Origin of the sequence: Rhizobium laguerreae (assembly GCF_002008165.1) — a bacterium.
Taxonomy (GTDB): Bacteria; Pseudomonadota; Alphaproteobacteria; order Rhizobiales; family Rhizobiaceae; genus Rhizobium; species Rhizobium laguerreae.
In genome coordinates this window covers 55930-79343 of sequence record NZ_MRDM01000013.1, presented here as the reverse complement: position 1 = coordinate 79343, position 23414 = coordinate 55930, and the positions used below count along the sequence as shown (strand labels likewise).

The 23414-nt window shown below is 59.2% G+C and carries 21 protein-coding genes; 14 read left to right on the top strand and 7 right to left on the bottom strand.

Annotated elements, in window-relative coordinates; translation table 11 throughout:
• A partial coding sequence (locus BS630_RS15740; protein ID WP_425351716.1) for a DUF7256 domain-containing protein occupies positions 1 to 297 on the bottom strand: 297 nt, incomplete at its 3' end.
• A 296-nt stretch (positions 298 to 593) separates the two neighbouring features.
• Between BS630_RS15740 and BS630_RS15735 the strand changes: the two genes are divergently transcribed.
• The 8 genes from BS630_RS15735 to BS630_RS36545 all read left to right on the top strand — a co-directional run bounded on the left by BS630_RS15735 (position 594) and on the right by BS630_RS36545 (position 9766).
• Positions 594 to 1202, top strand: coding sequence for an RNA polymerase sigma factor (locus BS630_RS15735; protein WP_158081408.1), 609 nt, complete (start codon positions 594 to 596; stop codon positions 1200 to 1202).
• 105 nt (positions 1203 to 1307) lie between these two features.
• Positions 1308 to 2246: a FecR family protein gene (locus BS630_RS15730; protein WP_077978151.1), complete on the top strand. Its 939-nt coding sequence runs from the start codon at positions 1308 to 1310 to the stop codon at positions 2244 to 2246.
• Between the two features lie 116 nt (positions 2247 to 2362).
• A complete protein-coding gene (locus BS630_RS15725) occupies positions 2363 to 4855 on the top strand; it encodes a TonB-dependent siderophore receptor (RefSeq protein WP_077978150.1) in 2493 nt (830 codons plus the stop codon).
• A 34-nt stretch (positions 4856 to 4889) separates the two neighbouring features.
• Complete coding sequence (locus tag BS630_RS15720) at positions 4890 to 5885, top strand: iron-siderophore ABC transporter substrate-binding protein (RefSeq protein WP_077978149.1); 996 nt, start codon at positions 4890 to 4892, stop codon at positions 5883 to 5885.
• On the top strand, positions 5882 to 6871 hold the full coding sequence (locus BS630_RS15715; protein WP_077978148.1) for a FecCD family ABC transporter permease: 990 nt from the start codon (positions 5882 to 5884) through the stop codon (positions 6869 to 6871). Before BS630_RS15720 ends, BS630_RS15715 begins: the two co-directional genes overlap by 4 nt.
• Complete coding sequence (locus BS630_RS15710; protein WP_077978147.1) at positions 6868 to 7917, top strand: FecCD family ABC transporter permease; 1050 nt, start codon at positions 6868 to 6870, stop codon at positions 7915 to 7917. The genes BS630_RS15715 and BS630_RS15710 overlap by 4 nt, the downstream gene beginning before the upstream one ends.
• Positions 7917 to 8702, top strand: coding sequence for an ABC transporter ATP-binding protein (locus tag BS630_RS15705; RefSeq protein ID WP_077978146.1), 786 nt, complete (start codon positions 7917 to 7919; stop codon positions 8700 to 8702). Before BS630_RS15710 ends, BS630_RS15705 begins: the two co-directional genes overlap by 1 nt.
• 8 nt (positions 8703 to 8710) lie before the next feature.
• Positions 8711 to 9766, top strand: coding sequence for a siderophore-interacting protein (locus BS630_RS36545; protein ID WP_143529438.1), 1056 nt, complete (start codon positions 8711 to 8713; stop codon positions 9764 to 9766).
• Positions 9767 to 9845: 79 nt separating this feature from the next.
• Here BS630_RS36545 and BS630_RS15695 read toward each other — a convergent pair.
• Positions 9846 to 10794 (bottom strand): IS630 family transposase gene (locus BS630_RS15695; RefSeq protein ID WP_143529436.1). Its coding sequence is split into 2 segments (ribosomal slippage): positions 9846 to 10457 and positions 10459 to 10794, totalling 948 coding nucleotides; the frame shifts between segments, so codons are not numbered across the junction.
• Positions 10795 to 11271: 477 nt separating this feature from the next.
• Between BS630_RS15695 and BS630_RS15685 the strand changes: the two genes are divergently transcribed.
• The 4 genes from BS630_RS15685 (at position 11272) to BS630_RS15665 (ending at position 13945) form a co-directional block, all read left to right on the top strand.
• Positions 11272 to 12648 carry a S41 family peptidase gene (locus BS630_RS15685; RefSeq protein WP_077978144.1) on the top strand — a complete coding sequence of 459 codons (1377 nt, stop codon included), beginning with the start codon at positions 11272 to 11274 and terminating at the stop codon, positions 12646 to 12648.
• A 138-nt stretch (positions 12649 to 12786) separates the two neighbouring features.
• Complete coding sequence (locus BS630_RS38430) at positions 12787 to 13260, top strand: hypothetical protein (RefSeq protein ID WP_280952160.1); 474 nt, start codon at positions 12787 to 12789, stop codon at positions 13258 to 13260.
• A gap of 17 nt (positions 13261 to 13277) precedes the next feature.
• On the top strand, positions 13278 to 13505 hold the full coding sequence (locus tag BS630_RS15670; protein WP_003555338.1) for a hypothetical protein: 228 nt from the start codon (positions 13278 to 13280) through the stop codon (positions 13503 to 13505).
• Complete coding sequence (locus tag BS630_RS15665) at positions 13502 to 13945, top strand: TA system VapC family ribonuclease toxin (protein WP_077978141.1); 444 nt, start codon at positions 13502 to 13504, stop codon at positions 13943 to 13945. The genes BS630_RS15670 and BS630_RS15665 overlap by 4 nt, the downstream gene beginning before the upstream one ends.
• Positions 13946 to 14472: 527 nt before the next feature.
• Here the strand turns inward: BS630_RS15665 and BS630_RS15660 are convergent.
• Positions 14473 to 15087: a LysE family translocator gene (locus BS630_RS15660; RefSeq protein ID WP_077978156.1), complete on the bottom strand. Its 615-nt coding sequence runs from the start codon at positions 15085 to 15087 to the stop codon at positions 14473 to 14475.
• Positions 15088 to 15414: 327 nt separating this feature from the next.
• Here BS630_RS15660 and BS630_RS15655 point away from each other — a divergent pair, with 327 nt between their 5' ends.
• Positions 15415 to 15618 carry a cold-shock protein gene (locus tag BS630_RS15655; RefSeq protein WP_077978140.1) on the top strand — a complete coding sequence of 68 codons (204 nt, stop codon included), beginning with the start codon at positions 15415 to 15417 and terminating at the stop codon, positions 15616 to 15618.
• A gap of 125 nt (positions 15619 to 15743) precedes the next feature.
• Here the strand turns inward: BS630_RS15655 and BS630_RS15650 are convergent, their stop codons facing one another.
• The 4 genes from BS630_RS15650 to BS630_RS15635 form a co-directional block, all read right to left on the bottom strand.
• On the bottom strand, positions 15744 to 19001 hold the full coding sequence (locus BS630_RS15650; RefSeq protein ID WP_077978139.1) for an error-prone DNA polymerase: 3258 nt from the start codon (positions 18999 to 19001) through the stop codon (positions 15744 to 15746).
• A complete protein-coding gene (locus BS630_RS15645; RefSeq protein WP_077978138.1) occupies positions 18998 to 20509 on the bottom strand; it encodes a Y-family DNA polymerase in 1512 nt (503 codons plus the stop codon). Before BS630_RS15645 ends, BS630_RS15650 begins: the two co-directional genes overlap by 4 nt.
• Positions 20430 to 21182 carry an ImuA family protein gene (locus BS630_RS15640; RefSeq protein ID WP_077978137.1) on the bottom strand — a complete coding sequence of 251 codons (753 nt, stop codon included), beginning with the start codon at positions 21180 to 21182 and terminating at the stop codon, positions 20430 to 20432. Before BS630_RS15640 ends, BS630_RS15645 begins: the two co-directional genes overlap by 80 nt.
• Positions 21183 to 21590: 408 nt before the next feature.
• Positions 21591 to 22100, bottom strand: a complete 510-nt coding sequence (locus BS630_RS15635; RefSeq protein ID WP_077978136.1) for an SOS response-associated peptidase family protein — start codon at positions 22098 to 22100, stop codon at positions 21591 to 21593.
• A gap of 51 nt (positions 22101 to 22151) precedes the next feature.
• Here BS630_RS15635 and BS630_RS15630 point away from each other — a divergent pair, with 51 nt between their 5' ends.
• On the top strand, positions 22152 to 22742 hold the full coding sequence (locus BS630_RS15630; protein ID WP_077978135.1) for an SOS response-associated peptidase: 591 nt from the start codon (positions 22152 to 22154) through the stop codon (positions 22740 to 22742).
• Positions 22743 to 23414 lie beyond the last annotated feature (672 nt).

Here is a 23414-nt window from a genome sequence, read left to right as displayed (position 1 = left end):
CCAGCCATACTTCTCCCGCTCGTCCGAGATGCGCTCGACACCGGGATAAAGCCGATGCAGCTCTTCGGCCGGCATTCCCATCCTGACGCCATGGATAGGGGGAAGTTCGAAGGGGGCGCGGAAATGAACCTCGCCGAGCCTGCCATCGGCGGTAATGCGCGTGCCGAATTCCTCGATATGCAGATGGCCTTCCGCCTGTAGGCTCGACTCCTTCCAGCTCGTTCCCAAAGCCGCCTTCAGCTCCTCCACAGATACACCCGGCTGCATCGGAGCCAATCTCGCATTGTCAATCGGCATGCGCGTCCTCTCTCGCTGACCGTCCCGCGCAAGAGATAGGACGGGCTGGAGACAGGGCAATGAGTAGCGGGGTTGGAGGCTCAGCCTCGGGGGGAAGGCGCCTAGTCGTCTACGGCGAAAGTGGCGAGCCTTTTTTCCGAGGGTAAGATTCCGCTGAACGTGCATAGCCGCAAGAATGTTCAATAGTCGCGATGGAATCGAGGGGTTGCGGCTCTGCGGTATCATCTGAGCCTCGCCCAGCTAGCCCCTGGACGCGATGCCAAGCTCGACTGTGATGTTTAGGAGGAATGCTAACCTTGAAACGCCTACCCATTCGCTCTAATGAATGGCGAAGGTTGAGCATCGGTCATATTTCGGTGGTACAGGCAGTTCAGGAAATGACGGATTCGGTGCTCTCGGACGGCAATGATCCCCAGCGGCTCCTCGCGGGTGTTATCGAACGATGCTACGGAGAGCTCCGACGCTATGCGCGACGGAAGGTTGGCGACGATGCGGTGGCGGACGAACTTGTCCAAGAGGCTTGTTTACGGCTGGTGGCAACTGGCAACGACCTGCCGTTCAATCCACGAGCCTATCTCTACCGCATACTCTCGAATCTCGTTACTGATCACCATCGCCATCGAGTGCGCCTCCAGAAAAGTTTCATCGACGCTGGCACCCTGGATGCTGCCGATGACCGGCCGGATGCGGAGCGGGAGGTCATCGGCCGGCAGCGACTGGCAATTCTCGCACAGGCCGTTGCGGAACTTCCGCCGCGATGCCGCGAGTGCTTCGTTCTTCGGCGCTTCGAAGGGTTGTCCCACGCCGAAATCGCCAATCGGATGAGGATCAGCACCAGTGCTGTGGAGAAGCACCTGGCAGCGGCAACGGTCCACTGCGCTCGGCGCGTGAAGGCGAATGACTAAATTTGCACCCGCCCTGGGGTTAGGCTCTTCCAGAACGTCTTCTGTTTTAATTGGACTAACTCGTTGTCTCATTATCTCTGGACGTTACAAGGCGAACCGTTGTTCATGACGGATTTCAACGACAAGGAAATGCTGGAACAGGCGGCCGAATGGTTCTTCCGGCGCGATGGCGGCCGTCTCTCGGCAGAGGATGAGTTGGCATTCCGTACTTGGCTCGCGGCCTCAGATCGACACCGCGCCGCTTATTCAGAAATTGCCGGCACTTGGCAGGACCTTGGAGCGATTCAGCCAACGCCGGCCGTTCTCACGCCGCCTCCGCCTGCGCGTGACTTCCTGCGACCGATCGCTGCCGCCTTCACGTTTCTCTGTCTCCTTGGCCTTGGCACTTACGTCCTCGATGTTCCATCGAGATTGTTTGCCGATGGCTATACGGCAGTTGGCGAATTCCAGGTCCTGGCTTTGCCGGACGGCTCAACAGCCGAAATGAACAGCGGCACGGCTATTACAATTGCGTACTCTTCCGGTGAGCGCAGGATCCACCTTAAGAAGGGTGAGGCTGTGTTCACCGTAACCTCCGACCAGCACCGACCTTTCATTGTGGAGTCCGAGGGGGGTGAGGCAACCGCGCTCGGCACAGTATATGGTGTTCGAAACGATGACCGCGGCGGTGTCGTGACGGTAATCGAAAGCCATGTTGCCGTATCGGGTAAGCCTGCCGGAGCATCCGTCGAGCTCGGCCCCGATGAACGTGTTCGTTACGAAGATGGACAGCTTGGTGCCATTGAAAAAGTGGATGCGGCATCCGAAACGGCATGGAGACGGAGGAAACTGATCTTCGTCGATCAGCCGCTCGGCGAGGTTGTCAACGAACTCAACCGCTATCATAAGGGAGTGATAAGGATCGTCGATGAGTCGATCAGAGCGCGACGCGTCAGCGGCGTGTTTGAGACCAGTGACATCGTCAAGGTCATCGATGCGCTCGAAAAATCCTTTGGATTCAATGACATCCGGCTGGGAAGTCTCGTGATCTTGATCCATCGCTGATTTTTTTGAAATTTCTTGATTTTCTTACTCCGGTTTTTCTCTGGGCAAACGTCTTAGGCGGCGAAATCATCTGATTGCCTGTTGTCAGCGGTCAGAGATGTGTCCAGGGGGTCTAAATGAGTTCTCACTTTGCGGCGTCTCACCGCTCCACACGCAGGCTGGCGGTATTTCTTGCGACGACGGCATGTTTACCGGTTCTGACGGTTCCTTTTGTCGACATCGCCGCTGCTCAGGAGCGAGCCGTGGCGGTGCGGTACGAAATTGCAGCCGGGCCTCTACCTCAGGCATTGAACCGGTTCGCAGATGTATCTGGTTTGCAGCTTATCTACGATGCTGCGGCTACACGGTCATTGCGTACAAGTGGCTTCCGTGGAGAAGGCCCAGCGCCGGCGGTGATCGCGAAGCTGCTGTCGGGGACCGGACTAACTTGGCGGTTCACCAGCAGCACTAGCGTGACGATTATCGGCCCGTCGGCGACGGCAAGCGGCGCGACGGGCTCTGACGACACGACAGTCCTAGAGCCAATCATTCTGAGCGGCCGATCGAGTGAAGATTCCTACAGTTTGGCTTCCAGTACCACTGCCACCCGCATCTCCGCCGATATTCAAAAGACACCACGTTCGGTGAATGTCGTGACACAGCGGCAGATCGCCGACCGAGGTGTCTCCGATCTGGAAGAAGCAATCGCATATTCGCCAGGTGTTGCCACTGGACTTTACGGTAACGACGACCGCTACGACCAATACGTGATCCGCGGTTTTGAGACTCAGAATGTCGGTACCTATCGAGATGGCATGCCGTTACGCACATTCGGCTGGGCAGCATGGCGCACCGAACCCTTTGGGCTCGAGCGCCTCGATATCCTCCGCGGTCCGACGTCCGATCTCTATGGCTCCAACGAGCCCGGGGGCCTGGTCAATGCCTTAACCAAACGCCCGGACTTCGAACCCAGCAATACGGTATTTGGCCGTCTTTCCAGCTATGGAGGAACGGAAGCCGGCATCGACAGCACCGGGCCGATCGGCGATGACTTCGCCTATCGTTTGGTCGGTGTGGCCAATCGATCAGGCACAAATTATGAAGAAGTCGATCAAGGACGCTTCTACGCAGCGCCTTCGTTCACATGGAAGCCGGAAGACACCACCAGCCTCACTCTTTTCGCAGAAGTTCAAAGGGACAATGTCGGAGACAGCTGGTCGGTCGTGCCCGAATATGGATCGCGGCGCTACAACCCCCTCGGGCACTTCTCACCGGATACCTACACCGGGCTTCCGGACCACAACACCGTCAGAACCAGGCAGACCACCATTGGCTATGAGTTCGAGCATGAGTTCGAAACGGGAATCACCTTCCGCAGCAAGGCCAGATATGCGGAAAACGACTGGCGGATGCGGACCGCGGTTCCGGCCGCTTTCGTTTCGCTGCCTGCACTGTTTGGTGTGCCTGGAGCACATCCGAGTGCGGTTGACACCGCGTTGCTCAGCAAGTTCGATCTTGACCAAAAGGCCCACCAGGCGAGTTTCGATAACAATTTATCTTACGAATTCGACTCCGGAGACTTGAGCGGCACCATTGTGGCAGGGTTCGACCATTACCTTGCCCGTTCCAATGTTGACTATGCCCAGGGATATCTGGGAGAGCTTAACCTCTTCACGGGTGATCTGACAAACTTCCTGTCCGGCGCCCTTCCCGCCCATCTGCCTGCCGTTCTGGACAATGACATCGATCAGACCGGCGTTTATCTGACGAGCCGCAGTGAGTTCGAAAACTTCGTTTTCAGTGGCGGCATCCGACATGATTGGGTCACGAGCTCGACAGAAACGAGCGCCGGAAAGATCACTTCGGAAGGTCAGGTGACGTCTGGCAGTTTCGGCGTTGCCTGGAATTTCGATGATGCATGGACCATTTATGGCAACGCTGCCTACTCCTTCAACGTTCCACCCGCCGGCATTACGGCAAGCGGCGCTGCCCTCGACATGGAGAAGTCACGTGCCTACGAAATCGGCCTGCGTTATAAGCTGCCGGACGATCGTGGTCACGTAAATGTCGCCCTGTTCGACACAACCAAACTAAACGCGACCTACAACGACCCGTCCGACTTGACTGGAATAACGAAAATCCAGGCAGGCGAGGTTCGCTCAATGGGCGTCGACGTCGATGCGCTTCTTGAGCTCAACTACGGCTTCACGGTTCTTGGCTCCTACACGTATGTGGATGCCGAGGTGACGAAGGATCCGACGCTGCAGGGTAAGAGACCTGCGAGGGCGCCTGTCCACTCGGCCTCCGCGTGGGTCAAATATGACGTGCAGATGCCTGCGCTTGAAGGTCTCAGTCTTGGGGTGGGCATCCGGCATGTCGGCTCATATTTTTCAGATGCCACCAACGCCTATCACATCAGCTCCGCCAACCTTCTCGATGCATCGATCAGCTACCAGCGGGACGACTGGAGTCTGATTCTGGCGGCGCGAAATCTCGCCAACAAGCAGTACGAGGCCGAATGCAATGCCGCCACATTCGCTGCGGCGGTAGGCGCACTGGCGGACTATGCTGGTAGCTGCACCTTCAACGAAGGGCGTCGCGTGATGTTCACGGCGTCGAGGAAGTTCTGAACCAGTGCGTCCCGGGAAGCGAAGACACTGCTGCATGTCAAATTATTCAGGGCGCCGCATGCAGGTTTTAAGCATATTGATAGTCCTGTCGACGCTGTTATTGGCTGCGGGCAGCGCGTGCGCGGAGGATTTCCCGCGCATAGTCGAGCATCGCTACGGTTCTACGGTCGTGACGGCGAAGCCGGTTCGAGTGGTCACAATCAGCTACATCGGGCACGACTTTGCGCTGGCATTGGGGATCAAACCGGTGGGCTTGCGCTACTGGTACGGAAACAACCCCAAGGGTGTCTGGCCTTGGGCAGAGAAAGCTCTCGGAGACGAAGTCCCGGTTGTCTTGAGTGGTCAGGTCGATCTCGAGCGGATCGCTGCGCTGCACCCTGACCTCATTGAGGGCATGTGGTCAGGCATGACCGAGGCTGAATACCGATTTCTATCGAGAATAGCGCCCACCTTGCCACCGGCGGCCGGCGGCGGGGATTACGACATGCCGTGGCAGGAAATGACCAGAGTTTTAGGCTACGCGACGGGTCGCGAAACGGCCGCAAAGGAGATCATTGATCGCCTGGAGGGGACGTTCGCGGCCGTTCGGGCGGCACATCCCGATTGGCATACGAAGACAGCGGTGATGGCGTCTATACGAGGGCCGGAAACCTTCACGTCGCGCGATGTCAGAAGTCGCTTCCTTACCGCCCTTGGCTTCAGAACGCCAGACGCGGTCGATGCGCTGGCGGTTGGGCGGAGTTTCTATGTGCGCTTGTCTCCTGAAGACCTGACCCCGATCGACACTGAAGTATTGATCTGGCTGAACTCCGAGAAGGGGCGTCCTGAGTTCGCAAGCCAGCCGCTTTATCCCTTTCTACGTGCTGTCAGGACTGGGCATGAGGTCCATGCTGACGTCCTGCTTTCTGCAGCGCTTTCACATTCCAGTCCGCTCAGCCTCGACTATGCGCTTTCGAGCCTCGTTCCGGAGCTTGAGAAGGTGCTGGCACGTACTTCGCCCTCCGCTAGCGCCGGGGGCCAAAACCCATGAAGAGCCGGCCGCTGTTACTCCTCGCGCTACCCATTTTCCTGATATTGATCGGACTGGCACTGTCACTCGGCCCTCGACCTGTCGCGTTCAAGGAGCTGTGGAACGCCCTTATCGCCACGGATCTCAACCGGCCCGAAGATGTTGTCATATGGTCGTTGCGAATGCCGCGGCTGGTGGCAGCCTTATTGTGCGGCGCGGCCCTCGGAGCGGCTGGCTCCATCATGCAGACAGTTACCCGAAACCCGTTGGCAGACCCTGGGCTGCTTGGAATCAATGCCGGAGCGGCTTTCGGTGTCGTGATCTTTATTGCGGTTGCCGGCGATGCGATAACACTGGCAAGATCGGCGGCAGCCCTGGCCGGCGCAACCTCGGGTGCCTTGGCTGTTCTGGCGCTTGGAGCCTTTGCAGGCAGCAGGCCGCACCCGATACGTCTGCTTCTCGCGGGTGCTGCCGTCAGCGCGTTCTTCTTGGCGATTGTGCGCGGCTTCCTTTTGCTGAGCCAGCAAGCGCTCGACACCTATCGTTTCTGGGTCATGGGCGGGCTTGACGGGATATCTTTGGCAGCCATCGGGACGTTGTCGCCACTGTTTGCCGCAGGCCTTGTCCTCGCGGCGGGTGCCGGATTGATGCTGAACGCCTATGTGCTCGGCGAGGATCTCGCCAGGTCGCTTGGCGTCGATATCCGGCTCGCCTACCTGCTTGGACTTGCCGCCGCCGTTTGTCTCTGCTCGGCCGTTGTCACGCTGGCAGGCCCTATCGGCTTTGTCGGACTGATCGCGCCACATCTTGCCATGGGGCTGGTCGCCGGGGACGAGCGTATTCGGCTATTGGTGTCGGCCCTTCTGGGCGCCACCATCCTCTTGGCTGCCGATATCGCTGGACGTCTGCTGTTTGCCGGCACGGGCATGCAGGCGGGGGTTATGGTCGCCGTGATCGGAGCACCTGCTCTGGTTCTGGCAATCCGCCGGGGACGGGTAGGCGTATGACAAGACCTATTTCTATGATGTGGCGATGCGGCCCGTTTTCCGGGAGGGTCGCCCCCCAGACGCTTGTCTTCACCGTGCTGAAGCTTGCAATCCTCATGGCTGTCTCTGGGCTTGCTCTGTACTTTGGAAACTATCCGCTGACCGCTCCGGAAATATCGACCATTCTCTTTCAGCAAGCGGATGAAACCCCCGATATCGTCATCTGGTATCATCGTCTGCCGCGCCTTCTCGTCGGCATCGGTGCTGGCGCAGCTTTTGGCGTCTCCGGGGCACTGATCCAGGACATGTTGCGCAATCCGTTGGCTTCTCCAGACATCGTCGGATTTAGTTCCGGCGCTGCCACCGGAGCGCTTTTCACCGTTATGCTGACCGGAAGCAGTTTTTGGGTCTTGCCAGGAGCCATGGTTGGCGGCGTGTTGTCCGCAGCGCTCGTTCTCGCGCTCGCTTGGAACAAAGGGCTGTCGTCAGCGCGTCTCGTGCTTACAGGTTTGGCGCTGAGCCTCTTCCTCATGGCTCTCGTCGATATCATGATGGCGCGGCTAGATATTTTGACCGCCGCAGACATCATGAAATGGCTCGTCGGCGCGTTTCCCAGTCCGGAATGGACTGACGTAGTCCTGATCTTTGGTGCATTGATCATACTTGGGCCGTTCGCGCTATGGCAGGGATTTGCACTGAAGAGCCTGGCACTAGGCGATGACATTGCCACAGGTCTAGGACTCAACGTCTCGACAACCCGATTGAAAATCCTCTTTCTGTCAGTTGGCCTCACCGCATGCGCCGTCAGTGTAGCCGGGCCCCTGCCGTTTGTCGCCTTCGCAGCCAATCCAATCGCCCGCAGGCTTTCAGCCGCATCCGGTGCGGGCAGCGGCTCACCGCTTTTGGGAGCCGCTGCGGTCGGGGCGTGCCTGACGGTCATTGCCGATCTTGTCAGCCGTTCTCTCCCTATTGGGGCCGACCTTCCCACCGGGGTCTTCACCGCGATGATCGGAGCCCCGCTGTTGGTGTGGCAACTTACCCTCGAAATCCGCAAGGGAGTGATTTGATGACAACCGCCACCTTTCCACTGTCAGCTGCAGGCCTGACACTGACGCGGCCGGTCGGCACCGTTCTCGACGACATCGGTCTTGCTGTGCCAAGGGGAAAGATCAGTGTCGTCATCGGTCCCAATGCCTGCGGGAAGTCAACATTGCTGCGTTGCCTCGCCCGGCTTTTGCGGCCGGATGAGGGGGAAGTGTTGCTTGAAGGAGACCCCATCGATCGCCAGAAGTCGAAACAGGTCGCAAGGCAGCTGGCGATCCTGCCGCAAAATTCGACTGTCCCGGAATATCTACGCGTATTCGATCTGGTCGCGCGGGGCAGAACTCCCTGGCAGTCACCTTTGTCACAATGGTCCCGCGAAGATGCAATGGCGGTCGACCAAGCCTTGGCGCTCGCCGGTGTGGCGGCGTACTCACTTCGGCCCCTGTCGGAACTGTCCGGTGGACAGCGCCAACGAGCGTTCATTGCGATGATATTGGCGCAGGATGCACCACTCCTCTTGCTCGACGAGCCGACAACTTTTCTGGATCTGCCCCATCAGATCGAGCTTCTCGATCTGGTGCGGAAGCTGAATCGGGAGAGTGGCAAAACGGTCGTCATGGTTCTCCACGACATCAATCTGGCCGCACGTTTCGCCGATCACGTATTTGCACTCAAGGACGGGAAAATACATCGCGAGGGGGCGCCTTGCGATGTGATCACGGAGGCGACTATGCGGCAGATTTTTGGGTTGGATTGTATGGTCATACCCGATCCGCTGCATGGTTGTCCGCACGTGATCCCGCGGTGAAAGGGCAAATGATGTCGGTGATGGAGCGGAATCCACATCCTTTCATCGCGCATGCGGTATTTCCCGGCATCGAGTTGGAGATCGTGAAGTCGATCCTTTTACGTGAGGCACAACAGCAAGGTCTGCCCATAATAGCGGAGAATGGCTGTGTTGGTTGCCGCACCGACCTTGGCGAAATCCTCGTTTGCGCAGCATCAGATGGTCTCGAAATGACGGTAACGGCTGCACAGAGCGATACCCTCCAGCTCCTGCGCGACGAGATCGCGGAACATCTATCGGAGGTCGCGCCGGAAATAGCCCATGTTCTGCGCTGGAAAACAGTAGACGGTGCCGGTGTATCACCGCCGGGTTTCCGTCTCTGTAAGGTCGTCTCGGTCACCCCTCTTGGGTCGGCTTTCCTGCGTGTGCGGCTGTCGGGTCGCGACCTCCAGCCCTTCACCGGGGAAGCCATTCACTTTCGGCTTATACAGCCACCGTGCAGCGGGCCGCCGGCCTGGCCCTATATTGGCAATAACGGCCGGACCGTATGGCCGACAGGCGACGGCGCGCTGCATCGCCCCGTCTACACAGTCCGGAACGCAGATCCGGACGCGAGCTGGATCGAGTTTGATGTGTTTAGGCACCTCGGCGGCCGCACCGGCAAGTGGGCTGAGGCCGCTTCCGCGGATGATGTCGTCGGTATCATGGGGCTTGGCCGAGGAAAGCTGATCCAACGCCCCCAATGGCTGATCGCAGGTGACGAGGCAGCATTTCCCGCAATCGCAAGGTTATTGGAAGCACAGACAGCGCACATAACGGGCTCTGTTTTTCTTCTTGAAACCGTGCCCGGATCCGCCGAATATCCCATACCAGCTCCGACGGGCGTCAGCCTGACGAGGGTTCGCGTGGGTGCGATCGGCGATTGGTCTGCCGTAGTGGCAGCGCTCCCGCGGTTGCCCGACGACCTGCCAAATGTCTGTGTTTGGTTCGCTGCTGGGAAAGATATGGCCGAGGACTTCCGGAAGCTCCCCGTGATCCAATCTCGCCGCCTGCCTGATCTCCACATTGCGGCCTACTGGTCATAACCTGCATTGGCAAGACGGCATGCAAGACTGGCTGAGGGAAGGCAAAGCCGTCGAGACCATACAGGAGCATTAGAGCGTTTCAGGTTTTGACGGAAGCGTATCCGGCATTGTCGAAGTAGTTGCTGCATTCGCTGGGCTCGATGGTTGTGACGAGGTGTCCGATGTGGCGCCAGGTGTCATCGATGGTTCGCTTCTGAGCCAGGCGCATCCAGTGCTTGATTTTGGCGAAAGCCTGTTCGATCGGATTGAGGTCGGGGGAGTATGGCGGCAAGTACCAGAGCCGAGCACCAGCGTTGCGGATCATCTGACGGATGGCGGCCGACTTGTGGGAGCCGAGATTATCCATCACGACGATGTCGCCGGGTTTGAGCACCGGTACGAGTTGCTGCTCGACATAGGCGCGAAAGCACTCACCGTTGATCGGTCCATCGAAGACACAGGGTGCGGTGAGCCGATCGCAGCGCAACGCGCCGAGGAAAGTCAGGGTGCGCCAATGTCCGTGCGGGGCGAAGCTGCGCAGGCGTTTGCCCTTCGGCCCCCACCCTCGAAGCGGCGCCATGTTGGTCTTGATCCAGGTTTCATCGATGAAGACCAGCCGTCTTGGATCGAGGCCAGCCTGCCAGGATCGCCAGCGCTGTCGCCGTCGCGCGACGTCAGCGCGCGCCTGCTCAAGGGCGAACAGTGTTTTTTTTGAACCGCAATCCCTCACGCCGCAGGAACTGCCATACCGTATCGTGGGATACCTTCACCCCTCGCGCGGCCAGCTCTTCCTTCAACCTGTGCAGTGACACATGCGGCGTCTGGTTGATCCGCTCCACGATAAACGTCCGATGCGGCTCCAGAACCCGCTTGCGGTGGCCGCCCATCTTCCCAGGCGCGACAGATCCGCTCGAACGATAACGCTGCGACCACTTCATCGCTGAAGACACGGCAATACCGAACCGCGCCGCAACCGACCGGCAGCTCTCACCGGCTTCGATTGCAGCAACAACACGCTCACGAAGATCATTGGAAAGAGGTCGCGTCATTCGATGCTGGCCTCCACTCCAGCCAGCATCTTGAATCACAAAACACACAAAAACGGAATCCCTTCCGATTCAACTAAATCCGGATACGCTCTAGAAGCCGGGAGCAATAGGTAGCCGCCATGGGACCTCCCTTTCCACGCAAATGGGCGAGTTCAGAAGGAAACGCTCGGCGGCCACTATGGAAAACATCGTGAAGCCCGCTCACATCGCGAATGTCGATTTCGATGTTCCGTGCACCCTCTCGCTTCAACGCGGAAGCATAACGGGCATCACGAGTGACAACATTATGGCCTTTTCGCAATGCCGCCTATGGGCTTGCCCAGCAAGATACGTCTCGCATCAGACGCACGCCGATGCGGATCGCACCGAATGGCTTTCTGGATTTCTTCGCGCACAATTGTCGCAAGCCCACAAACCCAATCGTCATGATTAATGTGGCGGCGAAGACTGCCTAAATTCGAATTAGAGGAAGAACCTATGTCTCCAGGATGGCTCGCAATCCCTCGAACTGCCGCGGTGGCCCTCACGTTAGCTGTTGCCGGTTCTGCGCAGGCGGCTGACGCTATTTTGACGCCGGCCCAGATGCGGGAGGATCTTACCTTTTTAAAAGAGAAATGGGCTCCGCTGGATAAAAGCTTCAGCGACAGCCAGAGGGTGGCGTTCGGCCGGCATCTCGATGAGACCGCCTCTGCGGCGGAAGATCTGGAGCCGGAAGAGTTCGCGCTCGAAGTGATGAAAGCCGTGGCCATCGCGCGCAACGGACACACCAACGCCAATGTCGGGACGTTGCTTGGCGCCGACCTTCCAGTACGCGTGTGGTCGTTTTCCGATGGGCTTTATATCGTCAAGACTCACCCCGATTTCGAATGGTTGCTTGGCGCGCGGATTGACGGAATCGGCTCCCTAACCACGCAGGAAGCGCTGGACCGGGTGCGCGCCTACCTTCCCGGCACGGACCAGCGGATTCGTTTTCTCTCCCCCGGCTACCTGGTTGCGCCCGCCGTCCTTGAGCAGATCGGCGCCGTCGACGGCACGGACCACGTTCCGTTGACCTTGAAGTTTGCCGATGGACGGACGGAGATCGTCGAGCTTGGGCCTAAGAAAGGCGACGATCCAGGCGATGACCGCAAGGCAAGCCTGAACAGGGGCTATTCCGTGCTTATTCCCGACGATCCAGACTTGCCAGGACGCTGGCGTCATGTGCTTGACGGCCATAAGGATCTGCCGCCGATCTATGGCAAGCGCAGTGACGTGCAGGCGCGCTTCCTCGATTATTCCAAGAAGGTGCTCTACATCCGCAACGACACGGCAAGAAGCATCGACGAAACCCCTCTACCGGACAAGTTCGCCGGCATTATCCTCGACAAAATCCTGCCGATGCAGCCCAAGCACATCATCGTTGACCTCCGTTTGAACAATGGCGGCGACTTCTTCAACACGATCCTGTTTTCCCGGGCAATACCTCGACTTGTGCCGCGCGACGGACGAGTGTTCGTGCTTGTTGGGAGGGCAACCTTCTCTGCCGGCATAACGACCGCCGCCATGCTTAAGGGAGAGGGAGGCGACAAGGTCACTCTAATCGGCGAACCGATGGGGGATGGCGGCCAGTTCTGGTCCGAGGGCAAATATGTCAAGTTGCCGAACTCCCAGATCGCCGTTCGCTACAGCCACCAATTTCATGATTACGAGACCGGCTGCTTTGACGTCGGCGACTGCTATTGGGCGACTGTCGCCTTCGGCCCGCGGGGAATCTCGATTGCGCCGGAAACCACAGTTGAGCTGAGTTTCAGGGCTTATGCGCAGGGGCGAGACCCTGTCCAGGAGAAAGTGCTGGACTTGGCCGGCAGGCACTAAAGCGATCCCCACCGATGCGATCAGAACGCTTGGGCGCCCAAGGAGGGGCAGCCCTTTAGCTCCTCATCCTCACTTTCGAGGATGAGGATGGAAGGGCGCGCTACCCTGCACCGGTACGCCACTGGATAGCGGCAGCGCGTGCCCGGCATGAAGCGGGTGGGCTTTCACGAAGGCAGGGGCAAGCCACCGATCAGCTCGAAAAAGGTTGCGGCCGTTCGTGAAGTCTGGCCCGAGGACCGTCCGCTGACCGCTCGCTTCGGCGTCATCGAGTTTGACGGCCGTGACGAAGACCCTGCAGGACGCGATCGATCTTGTGGGAAAATTCAAGGCGGCTGGCCTCCATTTCCTCGATACAAGCCTCGCTGGAGTTGCGAAACGTCCAACATGAGGGCGCAAAGCCGTCGTCGAGCGTGTGCCGCAGTTCGCATCCGCACGATGCCAACCGACTTCAGCGCCTTGAGCAGGTTCGAACCGGAGACCCGTGGTTTGCGCACATTTGAGAACGTGATTTCAACCGTTTTCGCAGGTGAACAGATTGGCGTAGTGGTGCGTTCTCTCGGTACCCACCTTGAGAAGGCCGACCACTTGCTTTATATGATGCGTGATGATTGATGCGCGATGAGGCGGAGATGAGAACGACCTTGGCAATCGACGACGATGTGCTGACCGCCGCAAAAGCGATGGCAACCCAGCAGCACCGGAGCGTCGGCGAGGTCATTTCTGAGCTGGCGAGACGTTCTCTGCGCCGACCGCCGAGCAGCGGCGAGCGCAATGGCATTCCTCTCCTGTCAACACGGCCGGATACGCCGCCAGTGACGCTCGAAATCGTGAACGCCATGCGTGACGAACTGCCGTGACTTTCCTGCTCGACGTCAATGTGCTGATTGCCTTAATCGATCCGGGCCATGTAGCCCATGATGATGCGCACGAATGGTTCGCGGCGATAGGTCAGAGCGCGTGGGCTACCTGCCCCATTACCGAAAATGGTGTCATCCGAATTGTCGGCAACCCCAAATATCCCAACTCTCCCGGTTCACCGTCACTCGTGATGGAAATTGTCCGCAAATTGCGGTCGCTCCCCGGTCACAGTTTTTGGCCGGACGATGTGAGCCTTGTCGGGTCAGGTGATATCGCTCCCACGAAAATTCTAACATCGGGGCAGGTAACTGACACCTACCTGCTTGCGCTAGCCAAGGCGCGTGAGGGCCAGCTGGCGACATTCGATCGCAAGCTGTCAGCAGCAGCGGTTACAAGGGGCAATTCTGCCTTGCACCTGATCACCACGAGTAGATCGTGAGGTTCCCGTCGATCCATTATGCGATCTGCCTGGCTTAAAACGTGAACCCATAGCAACAAGTCGGACGCTGGCCTCGAAGCTTTCGCCCTGCCAGAATCATTAACCCGCCATTTTCAGGGTCAGTGGCGTAAAGGGTATTTATGGTACTTTAGTGCGTATCTTTGTCCCCGATGAAAGGCGGCTCAGCATTGCCGAGAGTGGCGGTCGTCCTCGCTCATCTTCGGAAACAAATCTCAGGTGAAACGGGCTCGGTCCACGTCAACCGGGCAGTCGGTTCCTACTTCATAGTCGGAATGACTAATTCTGCGCCGCCGTTGACCCCAGATGGCCGGCATTGAGCCTACGGTTGGTCATTGGCCAACATAGCGGCGATTCGCTGATTTGCGAGGCGGTCAACATTCATAAGCGCAGTTCGAAAAGCTGAATGGAGGCTCCGGAACGAACTGCCGAGATATGCGAGCATGTTCCCCAGGCAATTCCCCTGCCTGCTGTAGCAGTGCCTTGAATGGCTATGGGAAGCCGAGCATTCAGTTGCGAGAGGCGATCGAGACTGCCGCGCCGCCAATACCGATAGCCGCTCCACGATTGAACAGCCGCATCATCCTCGGCGACTGAAAGGACAGACGCGCGCGCGCGCCTGCGATCGCGAACGGGAATTGCGTTGCCGACAGGATCAACGCCGTCAAAAGAACAAGCGCGACGCCATCCAGCAGTGTAACCTCATGAAGATCCAAGACCGTCGGTACGATAGAAACGTAGAAGAGAACGGATTTTGGGTTGCCGATCGTCACTAGCACACCAGAGGTAAACGCGTTTGTGCCGTGGCCAGTATCCTCACCCTCGTCGATGTTCAGCCCCTCGCGAGAGGTCCAGAAACGATAAGCAAGCCAGCAGAGATAGGCGACACCTGCCCATTTGATCGCGATCAGAAGTAGACTGAATGTTTCCGCGATATAGGCGAGACCGGCAAGAACAGTTGCCAGATAAAGTACGTCGCCGAGAACCATGCCCGCGGTCGCCCATGCAGCGCGCCGGTAGCCGCTCTTCAGGGCGTGCGCGACGATCGCAACGATCTGGGGACCAGGTATCACCGCAGCGACTGCCAAGGCGGTAGAATAGGCTATGAAACCGGACAAGATCATTGGACTGGAAACCTGCAGATCGGCGTTTGGAGGCTTGAGGTAGCGCGCATTTTCAACCGAAGCAACCCTGACTGCGAGCCGTTTTCGCGACCTCAGCAAGCGCACACCTCGTTTTGATGCGACATTTAAATCATAAACCGCGGGAATGCTGCGGTAAGGGCGTCGACCGCCAGGCGCACCTTGAGCGGAAGATGAGGTGTCTGTAGCCACAGCGCGAAAGCGTTCTCGCCTCTTCATGGACGAGGTTCATTCGTTGATTGGCAATTGCTTCCGCTATAAGGTTTGTCTCGCGTGTAGACATGCCGCAAAGACTGAAGAGGAATTGAGATGGCGACCGGTACTGTTAAGTTTTTCAACAATGATAAGGGATTTGGCTTCATCACTCCGGAGAATGGAGGAGCGGACGTATTCGTTCACGTGTCCGCTTTGCAGCAAGGCGGCTCGCTCAGAGAAGGTGACAAGGTCAGTTTCGAGGTAGGCCAGGACCGCAAGACCGGGAAGTCCAAGGCCGAGAACGTCAGCGTGCTCTGATTGCGGGTTCCGCGTAACAGCCTGACCAAAGAAACTCGGTCAGATCCGCGGGATCACGGAATTCCGTTTTAAATCCGTCGCCTTGAACGGCTTCGATCCAACGAGCCGCTTTTTCAAACTGAATATCAATGAAAATTCCTGCTCTTCACCTTCAATGTATCAATATGAAGGTCAGGCACGAACATGTCGCGCGCGGCTATAACCGGCTTCGGTTTGTCCCGTGGATCGGGTCCGCCTCCCCGCGCAAACTCATCACCACGGCCGGCCGGAAGCTTGAACTCTTCATCACGATCGGCAAGGCCGGCCAGGTCGCCTGACAGGTCGAACAGCTGCTGGGCGACAAGATGCACGACCTCCCCTTCCCGCTGGATCCGGCCATTGATCGCCATCATCGAAGATCCGAGCACGACCCGCCGGCGCTTCTCGAAGAGTGTCGGCCATACGACGAGATTGGCAGGACCGGTCTCGTCCTCGATGGTGATGAACATCACGCCCTTGGCCGATCCCGGCTTTTGCCGCACCAGGACAAGACCTGATGTATAGACCCACCGCCCGTCCCTCGAATTCATCGCCTCGGCACAGGTGATGATGTTGCGCACTGATAAATCCTTGCGCAGGAAGGCGATCGGATGCCGCCGCAATGTCAGACCGGTATGGCTATAGTCCTCGATGACGTTATGCCCGTCCGTCATCTGCCGAAGTGCCACCTCCGGCTCCTGCTGCTCGGCAATTGCAGCCATCTCCCGTTCGGCCGCGGCCGCAAACAACGGCAAGGGTTCATCGCGCAGCGCCTTGATCGCCCATTGCGCGTCGCGGCGTTCGAGCTTCAGCGACGGCAGAAAGACATCGGCCTTGGCAAGCTGGACGAGCGCTTCCGATGGCACGCCGGATCGGCGCCACATGTCATCAACCGAGGCAAAGGCATTATCCATGCGTGCCGCGACGATGCGCGCGGCGTCAGCGACTGCCAATCCTTTCACTTGCCGGAAGCCCAGCCGGACGGCATGGCGGCCAGAATTGCCGATCCGCTCCAGAGTGCAGTCCCATCGGGACCGATTGATGCAGATCGGCCGCACCTCGACGCCGTGGACTCTCGCATCGCCGACAATCTGCGCCGGCGCGTAAAAACCCATGGGCTGCGAATTAATGAGCGCCGCGCAGAAGGCTTCCGGATAGTGGCGTTTGATATAGCTCGACGCATAGGCGATCAGCGCGAAGGATGCCGCATGGCTCTCCGGAAAACCATAGGAGCCAAAGCCTTCGAGCTGGGAGAAGGTCTTTTCGGCGAATTCTGGCGTGTAGCCGTTCCGAACCATCCCTGATACGAGTTTGTCCTTGAACCGCGAGACGCCGCCGGTGAACTTGAAAGTCGCCATCGACTTGCGCAGCTGGTCCGCCTCGCCGCCGGTAAAGCCGGCGCAGACCATCGCCACCCTCATCGCGCTCTCCTGAAACAGCGGCACGCCGAGCGTCTTGCCGAGCACCGCCTCAAGCTCGGGCGTCGGATATTCGACTGCCTCCTTGCCTTCACGCCGGCGCAGATAGGGATGCACCATGTCGCCCTGGATCGGGCCCGGCCGGACGATCGCTACCTGCACCACGAGGTCGTAGAAGGTCCGGGGTTTCAGCCGCGGCAGCATCGCCATCTGCGCGCGGCTTTCGATCTGGAAGGTGCCGAGCGTATCGGCCTTGCGGATCATCGCATAGGTCGCAGGATCCTCCTGCTCGATGTCAGACAGGTCGAGATCCCGATCCTTGTGCTCGCGGATCAGATCGAAGGCCTTGGCCATGCAGGTCAGCATTCCAAGCGCCAGGATGTCCACCTTCATGAATTTCAGGGCTTCGACGTCGTCCTTGTCCCATTCGATGATCTGACGGTCCTTCATCGTGGCCGGTTCTATCGGCACGAGATCGTCGAGCCGATCATGGGTGAGGACGAACCCGCCCGGATGCTGGCCGAGATGCCGTGGCGCGCCCATCAATTGCTGGGCAAGCTTCAAGGTCAGCACGAGACGCCGGTCGTCTGGATTGAGATTGAGCTCGCGGACATTGCGATCGCAGACCTCTTCCGACCAGGACCACATCCCGGACGACAAGGCCTTGATCACGTCCTCCGGCAAACCAAGTGCCTTGCCGACATCGCGGATCGCGCCCTTGGCGCGGTAGCGCGTCACGGTCGCGCAGAGCGCCGCCTTCTGGTGCGTGTAGGTCCTGTATATCCACTGGATGACCTCTTCGCGCCGCTCGTGCTCGAAATCCACATCGATATCCGGCGGCTCGTCGCGCTCCTGGCTGACGAAGCGTTCGAACAGAAGGTCGTTGGTCGAGGGGTCGATACTGGTAATGCCGAGAATGTAGCAGACGGCGCTGTTGGCGGCAGAACCCCTTCCCTGGCAAAGGATACCTTCAGACCGCGCATAACGCACGATCGAGAAGACGGTCAGAAAATAGGGCGCGTATTTCATGGTGCGGATGAGATCGAGTTCGTGCCGCACGACCTTCAATACATCGGGCGGCAGTCCTTCGGGATAGCGATCGGGCACGCATTGCCAGACATAATGCTCGAGCGAAGCCTGGGCATCCTTGCCCGGCACGATCGCCTCCTCCGGATATTGGTAGGTGAGTTCCTCGAGCGAGAAGGTGCAGCGACGGACGATCTCCAGGGTTCGCGTGAGGGCTTGCCGGTATCGCGGAAACAACCGCTCCATTTCTTCCGGCGGCTTCAGATAACGATCGGCGTGGCGCTCGCGCTCGAAACCGACATCATCGATGGTCGTGCGGGTGCGAATGCAGGTGACAATGTCCTGCAGCTGTCGGCGGCCTGGCTCGTGGAAGAGGACATCATTGGTGACGACCGTCCGCACCTTGAACCGCGCCGCAACATTGGAAATTTCATGCAGCCGCAGCTGGTCGTTCTGCCGGCGCCGCAGACAAAGTGATACATAGGCCCGATCACCAAACAGCTCGGCCATCTTGCGCAGCTGGATCGCGCAGGCGTCATCCGGCAGGTCCGGCACAAGAATGCCGATCATGCCGTCGGTGTAGGCAATGACATCGTCCCAGTGCAGGATGCAGTTGTTCTTGCCGCCGCGCGACTTGCCGAGCGTGATAAGGCGGGTGAGCCGGGAATAGGCAGGGCGATCCGTCGGATAGACCAGCACCGACATGCCGTCTTGCAGATCGAGCCGGCAACCGACAACGAGACGTAAGGCGGTGGCACGCGATGCTTCAAGCGCCCGGACAATTCCGGCAAGCGAATTGCGGTCGACAACGCCGAGGGCTTCGATGCCAAGAGCCTTGGCGGTCTCGAACAGTTCGTGCGCCGAACTCGCACCGCGCAGGAAGGAAAAATGCGTCGTGACCTGCAGCTCGGCATAACTCATGCGAAGATCCCATGGCAGAACCAGCGGTGGCTTCCGGTTTCCGGATCGATGCCATCACCGGAGCGAAACACCCAGAGGCGCTCGCCGGCCTCGTCTTCGATGACGAAATAATCCCGCACCGCCTCCATCTCCGCGTCGCGCTGCCACCACTCGCCAAAAATCCGTTCCGGACCATCGGCCCGCTCGACCTTCCGGCGCTTGCCGCGCCAGGTGATCGAGACCGGCGGACGGTCCGGCAGCAAGGCGATGGCCTCGATCAGCTCGGGACGCGCCAGCAGCCGGACAGGCCGGCGCCAATGGCTGACCCAGGTGACCTCGACCGGATCGGCAGCAGGACTGATCCGTTGGACGGAGCGCTCGGGCACGTCGGAGGCAACGGGCGCCACCCGATACACGCGCTGGCCGCGGTTGCCGTAAATATCGATCAGCGGCGTCACGTCCTTCACTTCCTCCTCGACCAGCGAGGAGGATTTCTGGCGCTCCTCCAGGGGCTCTGCCATCACCGCAACCAGGGTGAGCTTTTCGATCCCGAAGCCGGGCTCGATCTTTTCCGTCCGGTCGCGAAACAGCTTCGTCAGCCAGGCGACATCGCGCACCGGCTTCACTGTGCCGGCGCGGATTGCCTGGCGCGCACCGTCAACCTTTTCGACGATCAGGTCGGCGCGCCGAACACCGAGGCCGCGCCTTTGCAGCTCCTCGATCAGTTGCACCACCAGCCGGCCGACATATTTGTCGATGGTTTCGGCAGCACCGATCGGCTCGGCGAAGGCGCGGCTCACCTCGACGAGCTCGGCGGTGCGGATCGGATCGATCGGTTCGCTGATGCGGCCGAACATCTGGTCGAGCCGCCGGCCAATCTCCGGACCGAAACGAAGCGTCAGTGGCGCGCGCGGCGTGTTGGCCAATTCGCCGATGGTCTGGAAACCAAGCGTGCGCAGATCGCTGACGACTTTCCCGGGAAGGCGCAGCAACGATATCGGCAGCTTTTCGACGGCGCGGACGGTCTCACCTGAAGGCACGATGACCGTTTCGCGGCTGATGGCACGAGCACAGGCGTGGGCCGCACCCCAGGTGTCGGCGATGGCGACACGGGGAGTGAGTTTTTTTGCCAGGAACTGATTGGCGATCTTCGTCACCATGGCGAGCTCGCCGCCCTGCAGGTGATCGGCACCCTCTGTGTCCATGACGATCCCATCAATCCCATCGACCGCGACGATCGGCGAATAGAGCGTCAGCGCCCAGAGGGTAATGCGCTCAAGTGCTGCGGCATCCTTTGCAGGATCCGCATCGACCAGCATCAGGCCGCGGAACAGTGCCTGTGCTTTGGCCGCCGGCATGCCGAGATGAACGCCGGCTTTCCTGGCGGCCGCGTCGGCGGCCGACACCCAGCGTTTCGAGCCGCTCCTGGCGATCACGGCAATCGCCTGTTCAGGCGGAATAGACGGATCGGCGCGACGAATGCGATCCGTCGGCAGATCCGGAAGATAGATCGAGACAACCCTTGTCATCGCACGCCCTCACGAGAAACTCAGCACATTCACCCGCTTTCACGCGCATCAGTTCCAGCAACCATTGGGCCCTCCCCACACCCGGCACCGGCAATTCCTCCGACGGCATGACGCTGACCCGCCACCGCGTGGTCGACGCCGTCGGCTGGCCGAAATCATTCGCCTCCGTCTGCCGTCGCCAGCGTCGCACAGCGAGCGCCATCGTGCCCGTTCGCTCAGCCGCCAGCTGCAGCCGGCGCGAGCCGACCATCGGCAGGCGAACGAGTTCACCGACGACGGCGCCGAGCCCGCCGAAGGACAGCCCCTCCTCCATATTGGCGAGCACGTCTTCCTCCTTGTCGGATTCGACAAAGATCACCCGGTCGGGATGGAGACCGACCTCAGCGAGCGCCGGAAAGAACAGGTCCGGACGTGTCAGGCACCAGACGATCGGGCCCTTCGTGCGTGCTGCGATGCCCGCCGCAAACAGGGCTGCCGCCGCGCCATCCACCGTGCCCGATCCGCCACCTGCAAATTCGTGTAGGGCGCCATGGGCAAGGCCACCTCCCGGCAGGACTGCATCGATTTCCGGCACGCCGAATGAAAGACAGCCAGCCTTTCTGGCTGACACGCCTTCCAGCGAGGCGATGCGCTCGCGCAGATCGGAAATCACCCTTTCACGGGCAGCAGTCATTATTCACGGCTCTCTTCACGGTCGTGTTGGCGGCCGACATCATGTCGAACAAAATGCGGATGTTCTCTTTCTGTTCCCACCCTATAAAAGAGTCAAGCAACCGGAGGAATGGGAATATTATCCTGAACATTAGAAATCAGCAGAATACCCATGAGAATCAGCCCAATAGCGGCGGCCGACTTTTTTTCCGAGCGTTTGCGAGCGCTAATCCCTTTGTGTGAATTGCGGGGACAAGTCGGCATCGTCGTGTCGTGTCTGCAATTTCTTCTCGATCCCCACGCCTGAAGGCACCCCGCCGACACAACTTCGCGGATCAAGCGGCTCGACGGTCATGGCCCCCCGCCCGACGTGTTGCTGTCCTCACTGGCGCAACGCAGGTGATAAAGCGCCGCAGTTGCGGCTCGCGCTTTAGACTGCCAGCGATGACTGGAACGGAACGTTCGAAAGAGGCTTGACGCGGAATGTACCTGCCGGGAGTGGCCGCAGGATTTCCTCTTCCGGTAGAAGCCCATCGAGCCAGTCCATCTGCTGATCACGCGTCAGCACCGCCATCTGCCGGTCATGATAGGGCGCAATGTCGGCATTCGCCTCGATGGTCAGGATGGCGTAGGCTTCCGGCCAGCCATGGGACGCCTGCCGCCAGATACCGGCGAAATAGAACCAGTCACCGTTCTTGAGCGAGAAACAGAAGTTCCTCGCTCCACTGCGATGGCGAAACTCGGATGCCGGCACCAGGCAGCGGTGCGTTAGAAACGTCCTTCCTTCAGAGCGGACGACATTGGCCGCGCGTAGGCCGCCATCGAGCGGACGCAACCCCCAGGGCAGCTCCACCATCTCCACATCGCCGTCACGCCGTCTTATGATGACGCGGCGCTCGTCGAGCGGTGCGTCGGACTGGAAAACCTTCGCGTTCATCATATGTAGAACATAGCAAGAACCACGCTTCACAACAAGAACTGCGAGGAAAGCATGTGCAATGATTATCGGCTGATGGTGGACGTGGCGTCGATTGTGGAGGACTTCGCCCATCTCAAGATCAAGATCCGCTTTGGTGAAGGTGCACCGAACATTGAGGCACGCGAAGACATCAAGATTACAGATATAGCGCCGATCATCCGCACACTCGAGGGAACGCGCGACGAGGCGGACCTCGTCCGCCGCCGGTGGAGCTGGCCTGGCCGGAACAAGCGGCCGGTCTATAATTTCCGCTCCGATGGACGCGAGTTCGATTCTAACCGATGCCTGATCGTCGCCGATGGTTTCTACGAGTTCACCGAACCAACCGAGAAAGGCAAAAAGCGCAAGGACAAGTGGCTGTTCACCAAGAAGGACGAACCAATTTTCTGCATCGCCGGCATCTGGCGCGAGACGGATGACGTCGGGCAAGCCTTCGCCATGCTGACGATGGAGCCTGGCCCGGATATCGCGCCTTACCACGACCGGCAGATCGTCATACTTGAGCGGGACGCCTGGGCCGACTGGCTCGATCCATCTGTCTCGGCGAAGTCTCTGATCAGGCCGCTTCCCGCCGGCACCCTCAATGTCGAGCAGGTCGGCTGACGCGCTTTATGTTTCCATCACCTCATCTCAACGGGCTGAATTGGAACAAAATGCGGGCTGGATGCTTCTCAGTTCCGAGGTCCGTGCCGTGTCAACCGGACGTGACAGGGATGACGAATGTAGGCATTTTTGCGGTTTCCACTTGCGGCCAACGAAGCGGCAGTCGAGCATCCCACCTGTCCAGCGCGCGCCTCAGCTCCGTCGAGTTGACCTTCCCTGCCCCATCTCAGAGCACATCTCGATGGTGTAACGTGGTCAGGAAAACAAAGTGGCTTACGAGCCTGATATGGCTATCGTCTTCAATATGTGGCAAAGGCGGTGATCGTCAGTTTCCGCGGCGTCACGGTCTATCTGCCGGGTCCCTATGCTGACCGAAAGGCGGCCGTCCTGACCGCCGAAGCGCATTGCCGCCGACTTGGCTGGCGAGATTGATTGCGATTTATGTCAACGATCCACAAAAGGCAGATATTAATATTAGGAATCGCTCGTCCTTTCGCAATGAGCGCGCATGCCGAGGCAAAGTGTGCTAAGGTCTTTGCCAGGTATCGAAAGATCGCTACCGATTTCTCGTCGCTGGTTGTCAACAATTTCAGCGGCTTATGTGCGGTTTTGTCATAAACGCACAGTTCCTTGGGACCTATGGTCAAACCAACGGCCGTCCCGTAGTTTTTC

What these genes read in the sequence shown, in the direction of transcription:
- BS630_RS15645 (WP_077978138.1), bottom strand. Translation starts at nt 20,509, where the DNA reads ATGACAAGGGTTGTCTCGATCTATCTTCCGGATCTGCCGACGGATCGC.
- BS630_RS36545 (WP_143529438.1), top strand. Translation starts at nt 8,711, where the DNA reads ATGATGTCGGTGATGGAGCGGAATCCACATCCTTTCATCGCGCATGCG.
- BS630_RS15685 (WP_077978144.1), top strand. Translation starts at nt 11,272, where the DNA reads ATGTCTCCAGGATGGCTCGCAATCCCTCGAACTGCCGCGGTGGCCCTC.
- BS630_RS15660 (WP_077978156.1), bottom strand. Translation starts at nt 15,087, where the DNA reads ATGATCTTGTCCGGTTTCATAGCCTATTCTACCGCCTTGGCAGTCGCT.
- BS630_RS15640 (WP_077978137.1), bottom strand. Translation starts at nt 21,182, where the DNA reads ATGACTGCTGCCCGTGAAAGGGTGATTTCCGATCTGCGCGAGCGCATC.
- BS630_RS15705 (WP_077978146.1), top strand. Translation starts at nt 7,917, where the DNA reads ATGACAACCGCCACCTTTCCACTGTCAGCTGCAGGCCTGACACTGACG.
- BS630_RS15630 (WP_077978135.1), top strand. Translation starts at nt 22,152, where the DNA reads ATGTGCAATGATTATCGGCTGATGGTGGACGTGGCGTCGATTGTGGAG.
- BS630_RS15725 (WP_077978150.1), top strand. Translation starts at nt 2,363, where the DNA reads ATGAGTTCTCACTTTGCGGCGTCTCACCGCTCCACACGCAGGCTGGCG.
- BS630_RS15710 (WP_077978147.1), top strand. Translation starts at nt 6,868, where the DNA reads ATGACAAGACCTATTTCTATGATGTGGCGATGCGGCCCGTTTTCCGGG.
- BS630_RS15715 (WP_077978148.1), top strand. Translation starts at nt 5,882, where the DNA reads ATGAAGAGCCGGCCGCTGTTACTCCTCGCGCTACCCATTTTCCTGATA.
- BS630_RS15635 (WP_077978136.1), bottom strand. Translation starts at nt 22,100, where the DNA reads ATGATGAACGCGAAGGTTTTCCAGTCCGACGCACCGCTCGACGAGCGC.
- BS630_RS15650 (WP_077978139.1), bottom strand. Translation starts at nt 19,001, where the DNA reads ATGAGTTATGCCGAGCTGCAGGTCACGACGCATTTTTCCTTCCTGCGC.
- BS630_RS15655 (WP_077978140.1), top strand. Translation starts at nt 15,415, where the DNA reads ATGGCGACCGGTACTGTTAAGTTTTTCAACAATGATAAGGGATTTGGC.
- BS630_RS15720 (WP_077978149.1), top strand. Translation starts at nt 4,890, where the DNA reads ATGTCAAATTATTCAGGGCGCCGCATGCAGGTTTTAAGCATATTGATA.
- BS630_RS15730 (WP_077978151.1), top strand. Translation starts at nt 1,308, where the DNA reads ATGACGGATTTCAACGACAAGGAAATGCTGGAACAGGCGGCCGAATGG.
- BS630_RS15670 (WP_003555338.1), top strand. Translation starts at nt 13,278, where the DNA reads ATGAGAACGACCTTGGCAATCGACGACGATGTGCTGACCGCCGCAAAA.